Genomic DNA, 16,504 nt, shown 5'->3' on the forward strand with positions numbered 1-16,504 from the left:
ATGACGAGCCCCGACTTCCGTCCCACGCATGTCGTGCCGCAGGACGGGCTGCCCGCCTGGGAGTCGCCTGACCCGTCCCGGCCCACCGCACCCCTCGACGCGCTGCTGCCGGTCGAGCTCGTCGACCGGCTCGGGGACTGGGGGCGGGTGGTCTGCGCGAACGGCTGGTCGGCCTGGGTCGACGGCCGCCTGCTGGTCGCCGTACCGCAGGTACCGCCCGCGGCGACCCGGCCGCTCGCCCGCACGGCCGATCCGCGCCCGCTGCTGGCCCGGGTCGAGGAGGCGCTCACGGACTACCGGAAGGCGGCCGAGGGACTGGCCTCCGGGGAACTGGAGGCGGAGACCTTCCGGGCCCGGACGCAGGGCAGCCGGATCGGCGTGGTCGTCGACGGCGAGTCGCTGTGGCTGTACGACGGGGAGCACGAGCGGTGGGTGTACTGCGACGGGACACGGCTGAGCACCTTCGCGGCCGACCGCGCCCCCGCGACCGCGCGACCGGTGACGGCTCGGCAGCCCCGGGAGCCCGGCCGGGCGCGGGACCAGGACAGTGCCCGGGACCAGGACAGCGCCCGGGACCCCGAGCCGGGCCGTGGCCAGGACCGCGATCAAGACCGGGACCGGGAGCGACAGGGGCAGGACCAGGAGCGGGATCAGGGACGGGGCCGGGAGCAGGACCCGGACCGGGGCCAAGGGCCGAAGCGGGGCCCGGACGAGGAGCGGGAGCCTGCGCCGCGCAAGGCGCACGAGCACGAGGCGGAACCGACGCGGATCGTGCGGGAACCCGCTCCCGGCGGGCACGAACCCACCCGCCTGGTCACCTTCGAGGGCGACGACCGGGGCGAGGACTGATGGGCGGCGCCGGGCGCGGCCGGGGTGACGGCTGATGGACGAAGGCTCCGGGCGTGACATGAGCGTGTTCTCGGGGCGGCCCTCCGATCTGATCGGACGGCAGATCGCGGGCTACCGGATCGAGCGGGAGATCGGCCGCGGCGGGATGGCCGTCGTCTACCAGGCCAAGGACCTGCGCCTGGACCGCACGGTCGCCCTCAAGCTGCTCGCCCCGGAACTCGCCCGCAACGACACGTTCCGCGGCCGCTTCACCCACGAGTCACGGGTGGCCGCCGCGATCGACCACCCGCACATCGTGCCCGTCTTCGAGGCGGGCGAGACGGACGGAGTCCTCTACATCGCCATGCGCTACGTCGCCGGACGCGACCTGCGTCATCTCCTCGACCGCGAGGGGCCGTTGCCGGTCACGGTGGCCGCCAGGATCGGCCTGCAGGTCGCCTCCGCGCTCGACGCGGCCCACGATCACGGCCTGGTGCACCGGGACGTGAAACCCGGCAACATCCTGGTCGCCCAGGGCACCGACAGCGACCACCCCGAGCACGTCTATCTGACCGACTTCGGGCTGACCAAGAAGTCCCTGTCGCTGACCGGGTTCACCAGCGTCGGACAGTTCGTCGGCACCCTCGACTACGTGGCACCCGAGCAGATCTCGGGAAAGCCGGTCGACGGACGCTGCGACGTCTACAGCCTCGGCTGTGTCGTCTACGAGACGATGGCGGGCAAGCCGCCCTTCCAGCGCGACGACGACATGGCCCTGCTGTGGGCCCACCAGTACGACCAGCCACCTGCCCTGACCACCAAGCGCCCCGACATCCCGGACGCGGTCGACGCCGTCCTCGCGAAGGCGCTGGCCAAGAGTCCCGACGACCGGTACGACTCGTGCCTGGCGTTCGTCAGCGCTCTGCGGATCGCCGCACGCGGTCCGGTGACCGGAGGGGGCGCGGGGTCGCGGGCGGACGCCGAGGCCGCACCGGGTCACCCCGGTCCGCCGCCGAAGCCGCCGGAATGGGCCGGGCCGGTGTTCCGGAGCTGACGCGGCCGCCGGCAGGTCCGTCCGCCCCGGTGTCCACGGGGGAGCCCTCCGCGGGGACCGGCACCCGGCCGGTGTCAGCCGGCCGACCCGACCTCGCCCCGGCGTCGGACGCCCTTCGCGAGCAGCGCGCCGAGGAGACCGGTGACCAGTCCCCACAGCACGGCGAAGCCGAGGGCACCCCACACCTGGGGCTTCAGGAAGATCTCCCCCTTCAGGCCGCCGTCGATGTCACCGAGACCGAGGATCGACAGGCCGTAGTGCGCCGAGATCCGGCCGAGCAGACAGATCATGAGGACCGTGAGTGCCAGCGCGAGCGCCATGCGCAGGGCGTGCTGCCAGGCGCGAACCCGGGCCGGTGAGCGGGCCGCCATCAGGAACGCGGCCCCGAGCAGCAGGACGGCGTCGATGACCACCAGCCACCAGATCCTGCCGTCGTAGTCGGAGAGCGTGCGGAGATTGACCGCGGAGATGTCCGGAGTGCGCAGCACCTCGTCCAGCAGGTGCGGCATCGGCAGCCCGAACGGCCCGTCGACCCGGCCGTTCCAGGTGGCGCCGAGCCCGATCGTGAAGGCGAGCCAGACGACATTGGGCAGACCGAGGAGCATCACGGCGAACGTCTCGGCCGCGTGGCCGCGGGTCGCCGCCACCACCAGTCCGATCACCGCGCCGATGCCGACGCAGGTGAGCAGCAGGAGCACCATGGCGTACGCGGCCGGTCGTACCGACTCCTGGAAGCGCAGCAGCCGGGCCGGGAGCGGCGCGCCCCGGGCGACCAGCAGCGCGATCACGAGAACCCCCACGAGCCACAGCACTCCGAAGACCAGGGTCTGCGCCATGTCGGCCTTGAATCCCACCTCGGGCGTTGCGCCGAACAGGTCTCCGATGGCGCCGATGGTGCCGTTCCCGAGATCGACCTGGAAGGTCTGGCGGGCCGCGAGCGCCAGCCCGATCAGGACGAGCACCCACAGGACGGCGATCCGTCCGGCCCAGCCGGCCAGTTCCCTCGCCCCGGCGACCGCGCGATGCCGCAGCGGCCGGAGGAATCCCGCTCCGAGGACGAGTGCCCCGGCCAGGGTCACGGACAGCGGGATCACGGTCAGCCCGGCCTTGGTCTCGGCGATCGCGCCCGCGTCGCCCGTGAACTCGACGGTGCCGCCGACGGCCGTCACGAGGGTGGCCGCGACCACCCGCGGGTAGGCGTTGTCGGGGAGGTCGGTGGCGCCGGACGCCCAGAGTCCGAGAGCCGCGACCACCCCCATGACGACCAGCCCGGCCAGGACCGCCACCAGGGCCTGGACCCAGCCGTGACGGGCGGCCGCACGGGCACCGCTGTGGTCGGCCGGAGCGGCGGACGGTGTCTGTGGACTCACGCTGCCACGCTAAGCAGCACCGACACCGTCCGCCCCTCGGGAGGGCCGACCGCGTCGGCTTGCGGGCATTGCCGGACCGGAGCACACAATGGGGTCGTTGTGTAAGAAAACGGCGCAAAGAACCCTCGCGCCACGACATCCCTCCATCGGGAAGAAGAGCTCGTGAGCGCCGAACCGCCGTCCTCCGGCCGACCCACCGGACCGCCCTCGGGCCCCCTGTCGGGCCCGACGCAGCCGAGCCCGACCCAGCCCGTCGACCGTCCGCCGGCCGGACCGCCCAGCGGCGCGTCCGGCGCGGGAAGCGGAGCCGGTGGCACGGGCGGCGGATCGGGGGACGGCGGTGGCACGGGCGGCGGTGGCGCGGGCGGTCCCTCCGGGCCCGGCGGTGGAGCCACCGGGCCGGGAGCGCCGGGCGGCGGACCCGATCGGCCCTGGTGGCGGTCGGCGCCGCGGGTCGCGCTGATCACCGGTGTGGTCGCGGCGGCGGTGATCCTGGGTCTGGTCTTCACCAACAGCGGCGGCGGGACCAAGAACGCCGGCAGTGAGGTCTTCCTGCAGTCCGCGGACAAGACGGGGCCCGACCCGTTCACCGAGTCGACCGCCAACGACAGCTCCACCGCGCCCCAGACCCCCGCGACCCCGGCCCAGTCGGCGCCGGCCAACGCGACACGCGCCGTGAGCGGCAACGCGCCCGGCCTCTACGGCGGTACCCGCAACGTCTCCAGCTGCGATGTGGAGAAGCAGATCACCGCGCTCCAGGCGGACCCGGCGAAGAACAAGGCGTTCGCCTCGGTGCAAGGCATCCAGCCGACCGCGGTGCCCGCGTATCTGCGCTCGCTGACCCCCGTACAACTGCGCATGGACACCCGTGTCACCAACCACGGATACCGCAACGGCGCCCCCACCAGCTACCAGGCCGTCCTGCAGACCGGCACCGCCGTCCTGGTGGACGCCCGCGGTGTGCCCCGGGTTCGCTGCGCGTGCGGCAACCCGCTGCTCGCGCCCGTCCCGCAGACGGGCACACCCAAGCCGACGGGCGACTCGTGGCCGTCGTACCGCTCGCAGAACGTCGTGGTCGTCGCACCCTCGACGACGATCATCAATGTGTTCGTCATCTTCGACCCGGACAACAACGAGTGGATCGCCCGGCACCGGGGCGACAACGTGCACCACGACAAGAAGACCCACCCCCCGGTGAACCCCTCGCCGTCGGTCAGCGTCTCGGGCTCCGCCTCGCCGTGCTCCTCGCCCGGCACTCCGTGCCCGTCGACCTCGTCGTCCGGGAGTTCCTCGCCCTCGTCGTCGTCCTCCTCCGAACCGTCCTCCTCGTCGCCGTCCTCGGCGGAGCCGCAGACCCCGTCGAGTGAGCCCCCGTCGACCGCGACGGAGTCGGCCCCGGAGTCAGGTTCGGCTCCCGCGTCCGGTTCGGCTCCGGAGTCAGGTTCGGCTCCCGCCGATCTGACGACGTAGCCGGCGGCCCTGTCCCCGCGCCGTCACCTCCTCCGCGTGAGCAACGGCGTTCCGCCGATTCACCGAGAGCGGAACGCCGGTCCCTTCCCGTACGGCCCGGCGCTCCTAGGCTGAAGAGGTGAGCAACCACACGCCGAACGAAGCCCGCGTCATTGCCCTGCGCCCGGTGACGGCACCGGAGGGTTCCCGGACCCGCCCGGTGGCACCGGAGCGCTCCCGGACTCCGGCGGACGCCGACACCCCGGCTCGGTCAGCACGGCCGCCGGTCCTCGCGCCGCGCCCGGGGACGGCGACTCCCGCCGCCCCCGTCGGCAAGGAGCCGTTGTGGCGTGACCTCGTCGGCGATGTCCTGCGCCGCGAGCGGCTGGCCCAGGAGCGCACGCTCAAGGACGTGGCCGACGCGGCCCGCATCTCCATGCCCTACCTCTCCGAGGTGGAGCGCGGCCGCAAGGAGGCCTCCTCCGAAGTCCTCGCGGCCGCCGCGCGCGCCCTGGGCCTCGGCCTCACCGAACTCCTGTCGCTGGCCCAGCGGGAGCTGACCCGGCACTCCCGGACCGTGTCCGGCCGGCGCCGCTCCGGCTCGACCTCGACCCAGACCCCGGCCTCGACCACTGTCTCGCGGTACGACGGCATGTGCCTGGCCGCCTGACGCCCGCGCGCCAGGGGTGGTTCGGGTCAGGGCACGGCCAGCCGTCGGCTCAGGATCTCGTCCGCGAGCCCGTACGACACCGCCTCCCGCGCCGTGAAGATCTTGTCGCGGTCCATGTCCGCGCGCAGGGTGGCGATGTCGTGGCCGGTGTGCCGGGAGAGGACCTCCTCGACCTGCGAGCGGATACGCAGCATCTCCTTGGCCTGGAGGCTGAGGTCGGACACCGTGCCCTGATGTCCGCCGCTGGCGGGCTGGCCGAGCAGCACGCGCGCGTGCTCCAGGACGAACCGCCGTCCGGGATCGCCCCCGGCAAGCAGCACCGCGGCCGTGGAGGCGGCCTGCCCGACGCAGAACGTGGAGATCGGCGCCTGCACGAAGGTCATCGTGTCGTAGATCGCCATCAGCGAAGTGAACGAGCCCCCGGGCGAGTTGATGTAGATCGCGATCTCGCTCTCCGGGCTCGACGACTCCAGGTGGAGGAGTTGCGCGATGACGACGTTGGCGACGCCGTCGTCGATCTCCGTGCCGAGAAAGATGATCCGCTCGGAGAGGAGCCGGCTGAAGACGTCGTACGACCGCTCGCCCTGCGGGGTCCGCTCGACGACGTTCGGAATCGTGTACGTACCCATGTCAGAGCCCCATCCGTCGCCGTGACGCGGCCGGGCGGACATCGTCGAGCGACTCCACGACCCGGTCCACCATGCCGTATTCCTTGGCCTGTTCGGCCGTGAACCAGCGGTCGCGGTCGCCGTCCCTGGAGACCGTCTCCTCGGTCTGGCCGGTGTGCTCCGCGGTGATCCGTTCGATGGCCCGCTTGGTGAACTCGTGGTTCTGGGCCTGGATCTCGATGTCGGCGGTGGTGCCGCCGATGCCCGCGGAGGGCTGGTGCATCATGATCCGCGCGTTCGGCAGCGCGAACCGCTTGCCGCGCGTCCCCACGCTGAGCAGGAACTGCCCCATGCTCGCCGCGAATCCCATCGCGAGTGTGGACACGTCGTTGGGGATCAGCCGCATGGTGTCGTAGATGGCGAGTCCCGCGGTCACCGATCCGCCCGGACTGTTGATGTACAGGCTGATGTCGGTGCGCGCGTCCTCGGCGGACAGCAGGAGCAGTTGGGCGCAGACCCGGTTCGCGGAGACCTCGTCGACCTGGGTGCCGAGGAAGACGATCCGCTGGGCGAGCAACTGCGCGGCCAGATGGTCGTCGAAGCGGGTCGCGGGGGTGTCGCCCTCCTCGGCCCGCGCCGCGCGGGCCGGATACCGGCCGGTGATGAGGGGAGTCATGGTTCCTCCTGGTCGTGACGCGGCGGGTTTCGCCGCTGACTCCACTCTCGGTCCGCCGACGGCGCCGCTCCGGCTTTCTCTGCCCGGGGCAGATTCGCTGTCGGCAGAGCGGAACGGCTCGCCGTCCGACGCCGTCCCCGGGGCGGTCCCGCGGATGCTCGCCACGCCTGTGACGCGCGCCCGTGACGCGCGCCCCGGACGAGCTGCGCTCCGGCGGGGACCGCCCCCTCCGCCCGCTTCGAGACGGCCGGGTGCGGAGTGGGGTCCGCCGCTCACCCGGCCGGGCCGACGAGTTGGCGGAAGAACGCCCGGATGTCCGCGACCAGCAGATCCGGTTCCTCCATCGCGGCGAAGTGCCCGCCCCGGTCGAACTCGGTCCAGCGGACGATGGTGTCGGTGCGCTGCGCGACATGGCGCAGCGCGACGAAGTTCTCCCGCGGAAACACGGCGAGCGCGGTCGGCACGGTCGACGGTCCGGGCGGTGTGCCCCAATAGGCCGCGTGGGCACGCTCGTAGTAGATCCGCGCGGACGAACCGGCCGTGCCGGTCAGCCAGTACAGCATGACGTTCGTGAGCAGCAGATCCCTGTCGACGGCTTCCTCGGGACGGTCTTCCGAGTCCGTCCACTGCCGGAACTTCTCGGCGATCCAGGCGAGTTGACCCACCGGCGAGTCGGTGAGGGCGTAGGCGAGCGTCTGCGGCCGGGTGGCCTGGAGCGCGGCGTATCCGGCTTCCTCGCGGTTCCATTCCTGGCCGCGCCGCCAGGAGACGAGGGTGCGCTCGCGCTCGTCCGGGGTCAGCGCGGCGAGTTCCTCGGCGGTCGGTTCGGTGACGGCGGACGAACCCGGCAGGAGGTTGAGGTGGACGCCGGTCACCCGGTCGGGGTAGGCGCGGCCCAGTTCGCGGGAGACGGCCCCGCCCCAGTCGCCGCCCTGTGCGCCGTAGCGCCGGTATCCGAGGCGTTCCATCAGCTCGGCGAAGGCTGCGGCCACACGGGTGAACTCCCATCCGGTGTCCCGCGTCGGCCCCGAGAGCCCGAATCCGGGAATGCTCGGCACGACCAGGTGAAAGGCGTCGGCGGGATCGCCGCCGTGCGCGCGTGGATCGGTCAACGGCCCGACGACATCGGTGAACTCGACGATCGACCCGGGCCAGCCGTGCGTGATGATCAGCGGGGTCGCTCCGGGTTCGGGTGAGCGGATGTGCGCGAAGTGCAGTCGCGCGCCGTCGATCTCGGTGGTGAACTGCGGCCACGCGTTCAGGCGTTCCTCGGCCGCGCGCCAGTCGTAGACATGCCGCCAGTACCGTACGAGCTCCTTGAGGTAGTCCTTCGGGACTCCGTAGGCCCAGCCCACTCCGGGCAGTTCGTCCGGCCAGCGGGTGTGGTCGAGACGTCGGCGCAGGTCGTCGAGGTCGCTCTGCGGGAAGCCGATACGGAAGGGGTGGATGCCCCGGGGGCCGGTGGAGGTCATTCCGCGGATGCTAGGTCCGCGCGAGGCGGGACCGACAGGGATTTTCCCGGCGCCGGAGACGCTCCCCAGGTGCCCCAGGTGCCCCAGGTGCCCCAGGTGCCCCAGGTGCCCCAGGTGCCCCAGGTGCCCCAGGTGCCCCAGGTGCGTGCGCGCGCGACAGATGAGTTTTCGGACCAGGATCAGTCGACAGATGTGACGACGTTTCCCTCTCCGAGGAGGTACGCATGCCCGCCGACGGTTTCACCACCTGTCTGTGGTTCGACGGCCAGGCCGAGGAGGCCGCCAACTACTACGTCTCGGTCTTCAAGAACTCCAGGCTCGGCAGGGTCGGCCACTACACGGAGGCCGGGCCCGGTCCCGCCGGTTCCGTGCTGGCCGCCGAGTTCGTGGCCAACGGCCAGAAGTTCGTCGCGCTCAACGGAGGCCCCCAGTTCACCTTCGACGAGGCGATCTCCTTCCAGATCGACTGCGCCGACCAGGAGGAGGTGGACCACTACTGGAACAGGCTCATCGACGACGGGGGCTCGGCGGGCCCCTGCGGCTGGCTCAAGGACAAGTACGGACTCTCCTGGCAGGTCGTCCCCGTCCGGCTCATCGACTTGATCAGCGACCCGGTCCAGGAGAAGGCGGGCCGCACGTTCCACGCGATGCTCCAGATGTCCAAGCTGGACATCGCGGCTCTGGAGAAGGTGTTCGCGGGGGAGTAGCGCACGGGGGCGCGGCCGGTCGGCGGACGCCTCGGCACCCGGGAGCGGGAGCCGGGAGCGCGTTCTGGTAGCGGGTCCCGGGCGCGCCTCAGGACGGGTGGTTCCGGGTGCGGATCCGGGCCGCCAGTACCGTCACGTCGTCCTCCGCGTGCCGGGCGTCGGGCTGGACGAGCACCTGGTCCAGCAGCTCGTCGACCCCCGCACCTGGCGGCGGACGCAGCGCGGTCAGCCGTGCCAGTGATGCGCTGATGTCCTCGTCGCGGCGTTACGAGCCCGTCGGTGAACATCACCAGGGTGTCGTCGGGGGAGAGCCGGCGGGTCACCTGCCGATGGTCGCCCACCCCCGTGCCCAGGGGCGGACCGACCGGCAGGGCAGCAGTTCACCGGAGCCGTCCCCGGCGAACAGCACCGGAGGCAGATGCCCGGCACCCGCGATCGCCGCCGTGCCGCGGGCGGGATCGACGCGGACGAGCAGGCAGGTGGCCGGACACCGGGTGCCGTCCTCGGCTACCGCCGCGTCCGGCCGCCGCAGCACCCGGTGCGGCGGCAGGCCCGTGGAGGCCACAGAGCGCGGCATCGAGCGGTACGCGTTCAGGCCGACCGCCGCGTCCGGCCCGTGGCCCATCACGTCGCCCCCGACCAGCAGGGTCCGGCCGAAGTGCACCCGCACGGTCCCGAACCAGTCCCCGCCCACCAGAGCGCCGCCCCCGGCCGGCAGATGGCGGGTGGCGAGGACGGGATTCGGATGCGGACGGCCCGGTTCGGCGAGCAGCGCCCGCTGGAGGTCCAGGACCGTGCCGCGGACGCTGTCGTGCCGTCGGGAGTGGCCGAGGTGCACGGCCGCGAGACGCGCCGCGCAGTGCGTGCCCGACGTGCCGATCGCCTCGATGGCGTCCCCCAGGGCGTCGGACGGCACCGCCTCGCCCGCCGTGTCCTCACCGCCCCGGCCCGCCGTCGCACCTCCAGCGCAGCAACCGCCCGGCTCCATCCCCGTACGGGGGCGGTGCGCCCGCATGCGCGGCCCTCCGGCGGGCGGTCGTTCACCAGCGCCGCCGCGCCGTCGGTTCCTCGGCGCGCGGCCCCCGCGAAGGCTGGCTAGCGTGAACAGCGCAACCGTTCACCGAACAGGAGAAGGTCGGGTCATGGCCGTACAGCCTGAAGGAACGCCCTGCTGGGCGGACGCGATGTTCAGCGATGTCGAAGGGGCCAAGAGTTTCTACGGGGACGTCCTCGGCTGGACGTTCGGCGAGGCGTCCTCGGAGTACGGGAACTACACACAGGCCTACTCCAACGGCAAGGCGGTGGCCGCCGTCGTACCGCCGATGCCGGGGCAGGAGGGCCAGTCCGCCTGGTGTCTGTACTTCGCCTCGCCCGACGCCGCCGCGACCGCGGCGAAGATCAAGGACCAGGGCGGCGAGGTGCTGATGGAGCCGATGCAGGTCGGCGAGTTCGGCACGATGACGCTGGCCCGGGACCCGAGCGGGGCCGTCTTCGGCGTCTGGCAGGCGGGTGTCCACGAGGGCTTCGAGTCGATCGGCGAGCCCGGCTCGTACGCCTGGGCCGAGGTCTTCACCCGCGAGACGGACAAGTCCGACGCGTTCTTCCCGGCCGTGTTCCCCTTCACCGCACAGCAGGTGCGCGACGACGCCGTCGACTTCCGCATCTTCAACCTCGACGGGAAGCCGGTCCTCGGCCGGATGAAGATGACCGACGAATTCCCGCCCGAGGTGCCGCCCTACGTCAACGTCTACTTCACCGTCGAGAACTGTGACGAGGCGGTGGCGAAGGCGACCGCGCGCGGCGCGGTCCTGCGCTTCGGGCCGATGGACAGCCCCTTCGGCCGGTTCGCCGCGCTCAGCGACCCGCAGGGCGCGTCGTTCTCGGTCATCGACATGAAGACGACCCAGGGTGATATGCCCGAGATGGCGGACGTCTCCTGACGGACGTCTCCTGACGTCCGCACGCGCACGGGTGACACCCGTCGGCGGGCTTCGGACGCCTGGGGCCCGCGGCCCGCGACCGTCCCGCCGAGGACACGGTCGCGGGCCGCGTCGCCGTGCGCCGGGCCCCCGCGGGTTCCTTCCGGGTGCGCCGGTCCCGTGCCCCGTGCGTGGCCCGCACCCCGGCTCGTGGCATGATCGGGGTCATGCCTGAACGTGTTGTGGCCGCCTGTGACGGGGCTTCGAAGGGAAACCCGGGACCCGCCGGATGGGCCTGGGTCGTCGCCGACGGGGACGAGACCCCGACCCGCTGGGAGGCGGGAGCGCTGGGTACGGCCACCAACAACGTCGCCGAACTGACCGCGCTGGAGCGCCTGTTGACGGCGATCGCGCCGGACGTCCCGCTGGAGGTCCGGATGGACTCCCAGTACGCGATGAAGGCTGTCACGACCTGGCTGCCGGGCTGGAAGCGCAAGGGCTGGAAGACGGCCGCGGGCAAGCCCGTCGCCAACCAGGAACTGGTCGCCCGTATCGACGAACTCCTCACCGGCCGCACGGTCGAGTTCCGCTACGTCCCCGCACACCAGGTCGACGGCGACCGGCTGAACGACTTCGCCGACCGGGCCGCCAGCCAGGCCGCGATCGTGCAGCAGCCCGCGGGCAGCGACCTCGGGTCGCCGGAGCCGCCGGCCTCACCCGACACCCCCGCCTCCTCCGGGGCCTCCCGCCGCCGACCCGCGGCCAAGACGTCCGGGCAGGGCGGGTCGAGCCGACCGGGCACGTCCAGCCGCACCATCAAGGCCAAGTTCAACGGTCGCTGCGTGTGCGGCCGTTCCTACGCCGCGGGCGAGCAGATCGCCAAGAACGCCCAGGGCTGGGGCCACCCGGAATGCCGGACGGCGGAACCGGGCAGCGCCTGACGCTCCCGGGCGCCCGCCCGCTCCCGACCGTCCTCCAGCTCCCGTCCCTCCCGGTCCGGCGCGTCCTGCCGCTTCCGCGGGCCCTCCCGCACCCGCTCCGCCGGCACCGGGGGTGCTCCGTCCCGAAATGCCGTACGCGAAGCGGCTGTTGAGTCCTCCCGCCGCTGTCCGCTCGGGCTCGACCCGGGTGCCCGCCGGTGCGCGACCGGTGGGCACCCGGGCCGGGATCAGGCGGCGTCGAAGGTGTAGAACGCCGTGTGGTCGAGCAGATCGGCCGGCCGGGTGTCGTTCCACGGCTTCATCGTCTCGTTCAGGTCGACGACGTCCGGGGTGCCCGCGAGGGGGAGGTAGCCCGATCCGGGGTGACGGCGCTGCCACTCGGCCCACAGCTTGTCTATGAAGGCGTGGTGGAGCCAGAAGACCGGGTCGTTGGGGGAGACGCCGGTGCCCATCTGGCCGCCCACCCAGACATGCACCCGGTTGTGCAGATTGACGCCCCGCCAGCCCTCCAGGTGATTGCGGAAGCCGTCCGAGGCGCTGTTCCAGGGGGCCATGTCGTACGTCGCCATGGCGAGCACGGACTCCACCTCGGCGCGGGTCGGAAGTTCCCGGACCCCGGTGCCCAGGGATCTGCGCAGATAAGTCCGGCTGTCCACACGGACGTTGACCGGCCAGTTGCCCGACGCGGCGGCGAACGGACCGTCCATCACCCGGCCGTCCAGGCTGCGTCCGGTGCCGCCGAGGAAGTCGGGCGCCCACAGGGACGAGCGCGTCGTGCGGTCGCTGCTCCAGTCCCAGTAGGGCAGCGCCACCGAGGGGTCCACGGACTGCAGGGCGCGCTCGAACTCCAGAAGGAATCTGCGGTGCCAGGGCAGGAACGACGGTGAACGGTGGCCCGTCCGCTCGCCGTCGTCGGTGTCGCCCATGATGAAGGCGTTGTGCGTCGTGACGAACGCGTCGTACTTTCCACTGCGCTTGAGCTGCAGCAGGGCGTCGACGAAGCGCCGCTTCTCGTCGGCGGTCAGGTTCGCCTGGTTCTTGCGTACGGTCATGTGCGGGACTCCACGATCTGCTTGCTGGGTGGTTCAGTTGGGGGCGAAGGGCACGAGCGGCGCGCCCTGCAGCTCCACGACCGCGGCGCGGGCGGCGGCCCGCGGGGTCGGCACGGGGGCGTAGTGGCTGACGACGCTGATCCAACTGCCGTCGGCGTTGCTCATCACGTGCAGTTCCACGCCGTCGACGAACACGGCGTACGCGCCGCCGTGGTGGTGACCGCCCCCGGTGACCGGGCGGCCCTCGATGTGACGCCCCTGGTAGACCTCGTCGAAGGCTTCCGGCCCGCCGTGGTGGTGCTCGGCGGCGTTCGGCCGGTGTGCGGCGGGCCCGTTCGGTGAGGCCGTCGCGGAGTGCGCGGCGAGGATCTGGACACCTGCGCCCGCGGTGAACGCGCCGACGGCCCCGAGGGCACGGCGCCTAGTGAGCTCCGGCATGCGGAGACCTCCTGTGATCAGCTGTGTTGATGACCCGATATGCCTATCGGATCGTCAAACAGCGGGAGAAATCCCCGAATGTCGGTTGGTCGTGATCCGGACAATCACGCATATGCCGTGCAAGGTTGAACGAAGATGATCTTGTTGTCGTGGGCGCCTCCGGTACCCCGACGGGCGGAAATCCTCCGGCGGGAAGGCCCGGTGGCGATGATCTTGCGGCCCGGCCCCTTGGGCGGTGGCGCCGCTCACTCCCGTGATCTGGCGTGATCCGCGGGTGCGGCACCCCCTGCTACCCTTCGTGATCAATTGACCGCATTGTGCAACATAGGGGAGTGCGCGTGAAGATCGCGTGCGTCGGCGGCGGACCCGCAAGCCTGTATTTCTCGATCCTGATGAAGCTCCAGGACGCGTCCCATGACGTCACCGTCCACGAGCGGAACCCGGCCGGATCGACGTACGGCTGGGGAGTGACCTACTGGGCGGGCCTGCTCGACAAGCTGCGGGAGGGCGACCCGGCGTCCGCGCTCGCCGTCAGCGAGAACTCGGTGAGCTGGAGCGACGGGGTCGCCCATGTCGGCGACCGCACGACCGTGCACCCCGGCGACGAGGGATTCGGCATCGGCCGCCGCAGGATGCTCGACCTGCTCGCCGAGCGGGCCCGGTCCCTGGGGGTCCACGTCGTGTACGAGAGCGAGGTCGAGGCCGACCGGCTGCCCGACGCCGACCTCGTGGTCGCCGGGGACGGGATCAACAGCGCCCTGCGCGAGCGTCACGCCGACCACTTCGGCAGCGAGGTCACCCACGGGCGGAACTACTACGTCTGGCTCGGCACCACCAAGGTCTTCGACTCCTTCACCTTCTCCTTCGTGGAGACGGACCACGGCTGGATCTGGTGCTACGCCTACCGGTTCGGCGATGACCGGAGCACCCTCGTCATCGAGTGCTCCCCGCGCACCTGGACCGGCCTCGGGCTCGACGGGGCGAGCGAGGCCGACGGTCTGGCGCTGCTGGAGAAGCTCTTCGCCGAACTGCTGAACGGGCACGGACTGATCGGCCGGGCGCAGGCCGACGGAACCGCCCAGTGGCTCACCTTCCGCACCCTGACCAACCGGACGTGGCACCGCGGCAACCTCGTCCTGCTCGGCGACGCCGCCCACACCACCCACTACTCGATCGGCGCCGGCACCACCCTCGCCCTGGAGGACGCCATCGCCCTGGCCGGAGCGCTGCGGGAGCACCCCGACCTCGAAACCGCCCTCACCCGCTACGAGCGGCAGCGCATGGCGGAGCTCCTGCCGGTGCAGAGCGCGGCCCGCCACAGCGCGCAGTGGTACGAGAATCTGCCGCGCTACATCCGCCTTCCGCCGGCTCAGATGTTCGCCCTGCTCGGGCAGCGCCACTCGCCGCTGCTGCCGTACGTCCCGCCGCAGCTCTACTACCGCATCGACCGCGCGGCCGGACGGCTGGAGGCACTCCGCCGCCTCAAGCGCTGGCTCGGCCCGAGGGTCGCCCGCGGCGTACAGGCCCGCACCCGAAGCTAGGCACCCGCCCCCGGCACGCCCCGGCACCCGCCCCGGCGTGCCCCGGGCCTCCAGAGCTCCGGCTGATACCGAGCTCCCCCCGTACCGCCAGGCCCCTGGGCAGCGCCCCCAGGGGCCTGGCGCACTCCCGGCCTCCAGGAGTGCGCCCGTGCGCCGCCCGAGAAGCGGACCGAGCTTGGGGTGAATGCCTATTCACCGCTATGGTGAATAGGCATTCACCTGTTTGTCGTATCTACTTCTGGAGTGCCGATGGCGGCTCTGCGCGAGCGGCTCGCGATCCCCGTTCTGGCGTTCGGCGGGATCCTCATGGCCGTCATGCAGACGGTGGTCGTCCCCCTGCTGCCCGATCTGCCCCGGCTGACCGGTGCCTCGCCGGGCGCGGTCTCCTGGATGGTGACGGCGACCCTCCTCGCCGGAGCCGTGCTGACCCCGGTCCTGGGCCGAGCGGGAGACATGTACGGCAAGCGTCGGGTGCTGCTCATGGCCCTCGGGATGATGACGGTCGGCTCGCTGATGTGCGCGCTCACCTCGGACATCGGCGTCCTGATCGTGGCGCGGGCGATGCAGGGCGCGGCGGCGGCCGTGGTCCCCCTGTCGATCAGCATCCTGCGCGACGAACTGCCGCCGGAGCGCACGGGTTCGGCGGTCGCGCTGATGAGCTCCACCGTGGGCATCGGTGCCGCCCTCGGCCTGCCGCTCGCCGCCCTCGTGGTGCAGTACGCCAACTGGCACGTCATGTTCTGGGCGACGACCGCGCTCGGAGTCGTCGGACTGGCGCTGGCCTGGTGGGCGGTGCGCGAGTCGCCCGTCCGGGAGCCGGGCCGCTTCGACACGCTGGGCGCGCTGGGACTGGCCGCCGGGCTGGTGTGTCTGCTGCTCGCCGTGTCCGAGGGCGGCACCTGGGGCTGGACCAGCCCCAGGATCATCGGCCTGTTCGCCGCCTGCGTCGCCGTCCTGACGCTGTGGTGGCGACAGCAACTGCGTACCGAACGCCCTCTCGTCGACATGAAGCTGGCCGCCCGTCCGCGCGTCGCCCTGCCGCACATCGCCGCGCTCCTGACGGGTTTCGCCTTCTACGGCAACTCGCTCGTCACCGCGCAGCTCGTGCAGGCACCCACCGCCACCGGCTACGGGCTGGGCCTGTCCATCGTGGCGACCGGTCTGTGCCTGCTGCCCGGCGGGGTGACCATGCTGCTGCTGTCTCCCGTCTCGGCGCGCATCTCGGCGGTGCGTGGGCCCCGGGTGACGCTGGCCCTCGGAACGGCGATCATCGCCTCGGGCTACGTCCTGCGGATCGCCGACAGCCGCGACCTCTGGATGATCATCCTCGGGGCCACGGTCTGCGCGATCGGCACCACCTTCGCCTACTCCGCGCTGCCCACCCTGATCCTGCGCGCCGTGCCCGCAGGGCAGACCGCGTCCGCCAACGGCGTCAACGTCCTGATGCGCACCATCGGGCAGGCCGTGTGCAGCGCCGCGGTGGCCGCGATCCTGGTGCACCACACGAGCCTGCTGGCAGGCGCCCCGGTGCCGACCCTGCACGGCTATCTGCTGGCCTTCGCCATGGCGGGTACCGTCGCACTGGTGGCCTGTGCCGCCGCACTGTCGATACCCACCGACCGCGCCTCCCGCGAGACCCCGCGCACCGGCCGCCCCACCGGCGCCGCCCGCGACGAGGCTCTCGAAGGAGCTTGAGTACCGTGACCACCCCCCACTCCGGTCTCACGGCGTCCCCGGCCGTCCCGGGGCCCGGTGAGCAGCCGGCCGCCGCTCCGCCGC

At 72.1% G+C, this 16,504-nt stretch carries 17 protein-coding genes and 1 pseudogene; 10 read left to right on the forward strand and 8 right to left on the reverse strand.

Translation table 11 applies throughout. The features are described from left to right. Both OHT01_RS40270 and OHT01_RS36210 read left to right on the forward strand, forming a co-directional pair. Positions 1 to 849: a hypothetical protein gene (locus OHT01_RS40270; protein WP_443043490.1), complete on the forward strand. Its 849-nt coding sequence runs from the start codon at positions 1 to 3 to the stop codon at positions 847 to 849. A gap of 34 nt (positions 850 to 883) precedes the next feature. Continuing rightward, positions 884 to 1,882: a serine/threonine-protein kinase gene (locus tag OHT01_RS36210; RefSeq protein WP_328557340.1), complete on the forward strand. Its 999-nt coding sequence runs from the start codon at positions 884 to 886 to the stop codon at positions 1,880 to 1,882. Between the two features lie 74 nt (positions 1,883 to 1,956). Here OHT01_RS36210 and OHT01_RS36215 read toward each other — a convergent pair whose 3' ends face one another. Then, the gene (locus OHT01_RS36215; protein WP_328557341.1) at positions 1,957 to 3,252 is read right to left on the reverse strand and encodes a streptophobe family protein; all 1,296 of its coding nucleotides are present in this window, start codon (positions 3,250 to 3,252) and stop codon (positions 1,957 to 1,959) included. 162 nt (positions 3,253 to 3,414) lie between these two features. Between OHT01_RS36215 and OHT01_RS36220 the strand changes: the two genes are divergently transcribed. Continuing rightward, positions 3,415 to 4,722 carry a DUF6777 domain-containing protein gene (locus tag OHT01_RS36220; RefSeq protein ID WP_328557342.1) on the forward strand — a complete coding sequence of 436 codons (1,308 nt, stop codon included), beginning with the start codon at positions 3,415 to 3,417 and terminating at the stop codon, positions 4,720 to 4,722. A 118-nt stretch (positions 4,723 to 4,840) separates the two neighbouring features. Next, complete coding sequence (locus tag OHT01_RS36225) at positions 4,841 to 5,371, forward strand: helix-turn-helix domain-containing protein (protein WP_328557343.1); 531 nt, start codon at positions 4,841 to 4,843, stop codon at positions 5,369 to 5,371. A gap of 26 nt (positions 5,372 to 5,397) precedes the next feature. Here OHT01_RS36225 and OHT01_RS36230 read toward each other — a convergent pair whose 3' ends face one another. From OHT01_RS36230 to OHT01_RS36240, 3 genes are all read right to left on the reverse strand, one after another. After that, positions 5,398 to 6,000 carry a ClpP family protease gene (locus tag OHT01_RS36230; RefSeq protein WP_328557344.1) on the reverse strand — a complete coding sequence of 201 codons (603 nt, stop codon included), beginning with the start codon at positions 5,998 to 6,000 and terminating at the stop codon, positions 5,398 to 5,400. A 1-nt stretch (position 6,001) separates the two neighbouring features. Continuing rightward, entirely contained in the window at positions 6,002 to 6,655 is a 654-nt protein-coding gene (locus tag OHT01_RS36235) for an ATP-dependent Clp protease proteolytic subunit (protein WP_328557345.1), read from the reverse strand. 272 nt (positions 6,656 to 6,927) lie between these two features. Further along, positions 6,928 to 8,127, reverse strand: coding sequence for an epoxide hydrolase family protein (locus OHT01_RS36240; RefSeq protein WP_328557346.1), 1,200 nt, complete (start codon positions 8,125 to 8,127; stop codon positions 6,928 to 6,930). A 224-nt stretch (positions 8,128 to 8,351) separates the two neighbouring features. Between OHT01_RS36240 and OHT01_RS36245 the strand changes: the two genes are divergently transcribed. Then, complete coding sequence (locus OHT01_RS36245; RefSeq protein WP_328557347.1) at positions 8,352 to 8,834, forward strand: VOC family protein; 483 nt, start codon at positions 8,352 to 8,354, stop codon at positions 8,832 to 8,834. Positions 8,835 to 8,931: 97 nt separating this feature from the next. After that, on the forward strand, positions 8,932 to 9,075 hold the full coding sequence (locus tag OHT01_RS36250) for a hypothetical protein (protein WP_328557348.1): 144 nt from the start codon (positions 8,932 to 8,934) through the stop codon (positions 9,073 to 9,075). Positions 9,076 to 9,082: 7 nt separating this feature from the next. On the opposite strand, the pseudogene OHT01_RS40275 reads toward OHT01_RS36250, so the two are convergent. Both OHT01_RS40275 and OHT01_RS36255 read right to left on the reverse strand, forming a co-directional pair. Then, a pseudogene (locus OHT01_RS40275) lies at positions 9,083 to 9,175 on the reverse strand (hypothetical protein); the annotation flags it as partial. After that, positions 9,154 to 9,849: a PP2C family protein-serine/threonine phosphatase gene (locus OHT01_RS36255; protein ID WP_328557349.1), complete on the reverse strand. Its 696-nt coding sequence runs from the start codon at positions 9,847 to 9,849 to the stop codon at positions 9,154 to 9,156. The gene OHT01_RS36255 and the pseudogene OHT01_RS40275, both read right to left, overlap by 22 nt. 127 nt (positions 9,850 to 9,976) lie before the next feature. Between OHT01_RS36255 and OHT01_RS36260 the strand changes: the two genes are divergently transcribed. Together OHT01_RS36260 and OHT01_RS36265 are read left to right on the forward strand one after the other, a co-directional pair. After that, a complete protein-coding gene (locus OHT01_RS36260) occupies positions 9,977 to 10,774 on the forward strand; it encodes a VOC family protein (protein WP_328557350.1) in 798 nt (265 codons plus the stop codon). Positions 10,775 to 10,968: 194 nt separating this feature from the next. Next, entirely contained in the window at positions 10,969 to 11,694 is a 726-nt protein-coding gene (locus OHT01_RS36265; RefSeq protein ID WP_328557351.1) for a ribonuclease H family protein, read from the forward strand. Positions 11,695 to 11,921: 227 nt separating this feature from the next. On the opposite strand, the gene melC2 is transcribed toward OHT01_RS36265, so the two are convergent. Then, complete coding sequence (gene melC2, locus OHT01_RS36270; protein ID WP_328557352.1) at positions 11,922 to 12,746, reverse strand: tyrosinase MelC2; 825 nt, start codon at positions 12,744 to 12,746, stop codon at positions 11,922 to 11,924. A gap of 33 nt (positions 12,747 to 12,779) precedes the next feature. Continuing rightward, positions 12,780 to 13,184, reverse strand: a complete 405-nt coding sequence (gene melC1 / locus OHT01_RS36275; protein WP_328557353.1) for an apotyrosinase chaperone MelC1 — start codon at positions 13,182 to 13,184, stop codon at positions 12,780 to 12,782. A 338-nt stretch (positions 13,185 to 13,522) separates the two neighbouring features. On the opposite strand from melC1, the gene OHT01_RS36280 reads away from it, so the two are divergent. Beyond that, positions 13,523 to 14,725 (forward strand): FAD-dependent monooxygenase, encoded by a 1,203-nt coding sequence (locus OHT01_RS36280; protein ID WP_328557354.1) that lies wholly within the window; start codon positions 13,523 to 13,525, stop codon positions 14,723 to 14,725. A 249-nt stretch (positions 14,726 to 14,974) separates the two neighbouring features. After that, complete coding sequence (locus OHT01_RS36285; protein ID WP_328557355.1) at positions 14,975 to 16,420, forward strand: MFS transporter; 1,446 nt, start codon at positions 14,975 to 14,977, stop codon at positions 16,418 to 16,420. The last annotated feature ends 84 nt before the right edge of the window (positions 16,421 to 16,504 follow it).

It is taken from the genome of Streptomyces sp. NBC_00358 (assembly GCF_036099295.1).
Classification (GTDB): domain Bacteria; phylum Actinomycetota; class Actinomycetes; order Streptomycetales; family Streptomycetaceae; genus Streptomyces.